Origin of the sequence: Actinomadura physcomitrii (assembly GCF_008923205.2) — a bacterium.
Lineage (GTDB): Bacteria > Actinomycetota > Actinomycetes > Streptosporangiales > Streptosporangiaceae > Spirillospora > Spirillospora physcomitrii.
In genome coordinates, this window is sequence record NZ_WBMS02000016.1 from 1 (window position 1) to 4,210 (window position 4,210).

The following is a 4,210-nucleotide window of genomic DNA, read 5'->3' on the forward strand; positions in this document are numbered from 1 at the left end:
GGCCGCGTCCCCGCGGCCAACACCACCACCAGCAACGACGAGCAGTAACACAACGCAGCGAACAACAACATCAGGGGGTCAACTTTCAGACGTCCCCAGGGGGTCAAAATTCAGCCGCCGTTGACAATGCGATGCGATGCGGCGCAGCAGCCAGGGCAGGAAGCGACGACGGGAGTGGTTTCTTCAGAGCGGCCGAGGCGGTCACGCGGTGAGGTCGTACCGCTCCACTCCCCCCTCTTCGGCGGAACCGGAACAGATCTGAGGTCTTCGGTCGGGAACCGCGACCGTCGCGCTCCCGTCCAACGTGATCGTTTCCGGGCGGAATGTCGGTGTCTGCTGCCAAGCTTGACCCCGCACCTTCCGGCACCGATCCCGAGCGTGAATTTGGGAGTTCCTATGTCCACCGACCTGTATGGTGCCCGCGTGCTCGGCATCGCCGACGACCGGCGGAGCCTTCGATTGCGGGTGTTCGTCGTCTACTACGAGCCCTCGATCGAGGGAGGCTTCCCGCTGCCCGAGGACGCCGTGTTCTTCCTGAGGCTGCTGTGGGATTTCGCGGACAGGGAGTACGGCCGCCCGCGCCCGCTGGCGCGGGTCTTCGACTACAAGCCGTTGATGGACGGGGCTTGGGTGGCGGCCAACGCCCGGTGGTTCATTGAGGGCGTGGAGCGGCTGGCCACGCGCAACCATCCGATGACGGATGAGCAGTGGGACGAGTTGGGGATGTTCTACTGCCTGCGCGACGGCAGCTGGCAGGACGAGGAGCTGCTGGTCCAGGGCGACTACGTGGTCCGGGTCACCGACCCGCGCTGGCTCGAGGGACTGGAACCCGGGGACACCCGATCGACCGTCTGGGACACCGGCTCAGGTGCCCCCGAGCCGCGCGACGCGCCGTACGTGCCCGACTTCTCCCGCCCGGCGCACGTGATCGAGCCGTTCCGCGCGGGGAGGCGCGAGGGACGCCAGGTGAGGAGCATGGCGTTCTCCGACGACGGTGCCCATCTCGCTGTCCTTGACTGGAGCCGGGAGCTTGTCGTCTACGAGACGGCGGACTGGACCGAGCAGTTGCGCCTCGCCCATGGGGTCGGGCTTCCGGTACTCATGTGGGTGCCGGGGCGTCCCGTCGTGGCGGTGAAGTCGTTCCTTGATGACGAGCAGTGGGCGTACGACCTGGAGGCCAGCGCGGTGACTGAGGTGCCACACGAGCCGGGGGGCGTCCGGTCCCGTACGGGGCGGTATCGCGCCCGGCACCTCCTGCCGGGGATCGAGTTCATCGACGCCGACGGCGGGGCGGACGAGTCCGTGATCCTGCCGGACGGCTTCGACGCGGGCCGACTACGGCAGGTGGCGTTCAGCGCCGATGAGTCCCGGATGTTCCTGATCGGCGAGGACCATCCCGACATCACGGTCGCGGAGCCGGGCACCGGCCGCGTCCACGGCCGCATTGCGACGGGCCGGGGCTGGGTGCGCGACCTCGCGGTCGCCCCCAGCGGCCGGTACATACTCATCACGCAGAGCCCTTTCGCCTCGGACTACCAGCGCGAGCCGAGCATCTGGCGGGTGGCCGGCGGCGGCCCCGTCATGCACGGCTCACTGGAACGCCAGGCGCACCTCGTGGCCTGGTCGCCCGACGACAGGTGGGCGGTGGTGGAGAGCCGGATCGGAGAGAAGGCGCCGAGCCGACTGGACGTCTTCCCCGTGGGCCTTCCCGCGGAGCCGCCCGAGGAACTGCGGGCCGTATTGGTCGGGGAGGAAGAGTCACGCCAGGTCTACTGGGAGTAGTTCTTCCTGAGGGCGAATTGATCAGGCCGTGAGCTCGTACTCCCCTTGGTCGTGGGTGGTGAAGGCGGTGGTGTGCGCGTGCGAGGTGGAACCGCCGATATTCAGGAAGGCTGTCGTTTGGCGACCAGGTGCGCAGCTTCGGGACGGCCTCGGCTCCGGCCAGGCCCCAGCGGGCGCCGCCGATATCGAGCCTGTCGGCCACGATGCGGCGGACGGCACCTTCGATGACGCGGTGGCGGCCGGCCATCCGGCCATCCGGCCTTCAGGGCTGGTCGTAACGCAGGAACGCGGCGCGGCCCGCGATCTGCCCAGCCCGCATCGGCCAGGATCTCCACCGCGTTGCGATACGCCTCCGGCAACGCCAACGCCCTCATTCCCGGCCGCCACGGCGGCATGCCGACACTTATGCTGTCTGACAACCGGGCGAACTTTCCGGTCACAGCACTACCTCGGTGCTTTGTCGGCGTCGGCGGAGGTGGTGGGGCGTCCGTGGCGCTTGTTGGGCCGGTAGCTGGGGCCGTCCATGAACACCTGGTAGGAGTTGTTTCAGCCCCCATGTGCTCCAGGCTGGTGAACGTCTCTTTCCGGCCGCGCCAACCCACCCCGTGCTCAAAACCGTGATCGCAACACACGACACCGTGCTCAATTACGTGATCGCGGTTTCAATAGCGTGACCGTCGACACCCGGTCGCCTCTCGGGTATCGGCTGTGGCGTGTCAGGTGCCACCGACCCAGGGAAAAGGCCGTTCGGCGGTCGTCCAGGCGTCGGGCCAGGCGGCCCGGCCTGGGTGGTGATCCGCGCGGTGTGGTGCGGTGTGGGCATGCCGAGTCCGCCCGAAACCCGGGTGGTTCCGGGCGGGCCCGGTGGTCGCACCGGTCAAGCCGGTGGAGCCGGTCGTTCTGGTGGGGTGGGTTATGCGGCCCAGTCGAGGGGGTCGTCGGGTGGGCCGGTGCCGCCCGGTGGCCCGGTCGCCCCTCGGGCGTCGGCCGGTGGCAGCAGCCGGTAGACGTACCGCCCGTCGGGATCCTTGGTGATGTGGATCTGGTCGGGGCTGGTGTGTTTGAACCGGTTGTGCCATCCGCAGGTGAGGGCGAGTTGGTCGATGTCGGTGGGGCTGCCGAGTGCCCATCCGTGGACGTGGTCGACCTCGCACAGCGTGCCCGGCATCTCACATCCCCGCACCGCGCACGAGGGGTACAGGGCCTCGAGGACTTGCCGCTGGGCTGCGGAGGCGAACCGTTCCCGGTAGCCCAGGTAGAGCGGGGTGTTCCCGCGTCCGAGCAGGAGGGGTGAGACTCCGGCTGCTAGGGCGATGCGGCGGGCTTGGGCGGCGGGGATCGGCGTCCCATCAGTGAGGCGGGCCGGGGCGTTGCCGCCAGTCAGTGTCTCCAGGTCGCAGATCACGGTGACCTTGGAGGCCTTGTGCCCGCCCGACAGCACACTCGACAGCGCCGCCGCCGTCCGCTCCGCCACGTCCCGGCGGTCGTCGGGCCCGGCCGGCTTGGCCAACGGAGCGAGCGTCCCGTCCCAGATGGCGGCGTCCTCGGGGTTCAGCCAGCCCTTCACATACCGGCCGCCGTCCAGCGACCGCGTCGTGGTCAGCCACGACTTGGCATAACCCCGCTTGGTGTCTTCGTCGGGTTCGTGTTCGGTGCCGTCGCGTTCGGCGATGACGTCGCGGATCCGGCGGCCGAACGCGGCGACCTTCCCGGCCGAGAACCCCTGATCGGCCATCCCCAGCAGCGTGGTCTCGGCTCGGGCGCAGTCGGTGTCGTCCAGGCGGGCGACCGAGTCGGCCACCGTCGCGGCGTACCCGTAGGACAGCTCCCCGGCCGCCAGCCGCTCGGCGACCAGCGGGAGGCGGTGGCGTTGCCGGGCCAGGGTGAGGCGCTCCTTGGCGCGGCTCTCCCGCATCCCGAGGCGGGACCGCAGCCACGCCCGGGTGGAGGGATATCCCCACCGGGCCTGCTCCCCGGCGGCGTCCACCCGCCCGATGAATCCGGCCAGCGCGCTTTCCTGCATATCGGATGCGGCGGCGAGGGTTTCGGTGAGTTCCAGGCAGACGGCGGCCGAGTCGGGGGTTTCGCGTTGGGCGAGTTCAGTGGCGATGACCGAGAGCGCGTTCACCAATTGCATGGTGGACGCGGCCTCAAGGTCGACCGTCACTGAATGCATACCTGAATACTACCCGATGTGACCGACATTTGCGAGTGGAAAGCAGCGATCGGGGGCAAGTATTTTGTCTCCTTCCGAGGCCGGTCGGCCGATTGGGCGACCCTTCTTGAATATGTTTCACATTGGTTTTCTCGTCGACGCGGGTGGGCCGCTCGGCTGTTGGTTGTCTTGGTTGGTTGCGGAGGGGGGTGGTGGGGTGGCGCGACCCGGGGGCGGGGGGGGGGGGGGCGGAGCCCAAAAACACAACCCCCG

Annotated in this window: 2 protein-coding genes; one reads left to right on the forward strand and one right to left on the reverse strand. The window is 69.0% G+C overall.

From position 1 onward, the window contains the following. The first annotated feature begins 396 nt into the window (after positions 1–396). Positions 397–1,782, forward strand: a complete 1,386-nt coding sequence (locus tag F8568_RS20885) for a WD40 repeat domain-containing protein (protein ID WP_160573685.1) — start codon at positions 397–399, stop codon at positions 1,780–1,782. A gap of 913 nt (positions 1,783–2,695) precedes the next feature. Here F8568_RS20885 and F8568_RS20890 read toward each other — a convergent pair. Further along, positions 2,696–3,958 (reverse strand): HNH endonuclease signature motif containing protein, encoded by a 1,263-nt coding sequence (locus F8568_RS20890; protein ID WP_151595335.1) that lies wholly within the window; start codon positions 3,956–3,958, stop codon positions 2,696–2,698. Positions 3,959–4,210: the final 252 nt, after the last annotated feature.

Bases quoted from the DNA above. Each gene is read 5' to 3' on its own strand.
- F8568_RS20885 (WP_160573685.1), top strand. From the start codon at position 397: ATGTCCACCGACCTGTATGGTGCCCGCGTGCTCGGCATCGCCGACGAC.
- F8568_RS20890 (WP_151595335.1), bottom strand. From the start codon at position 3,958: ATGCATTCAGTGACGGTCGACCTTGAGGCCGCGTCCACCATGCAATTG.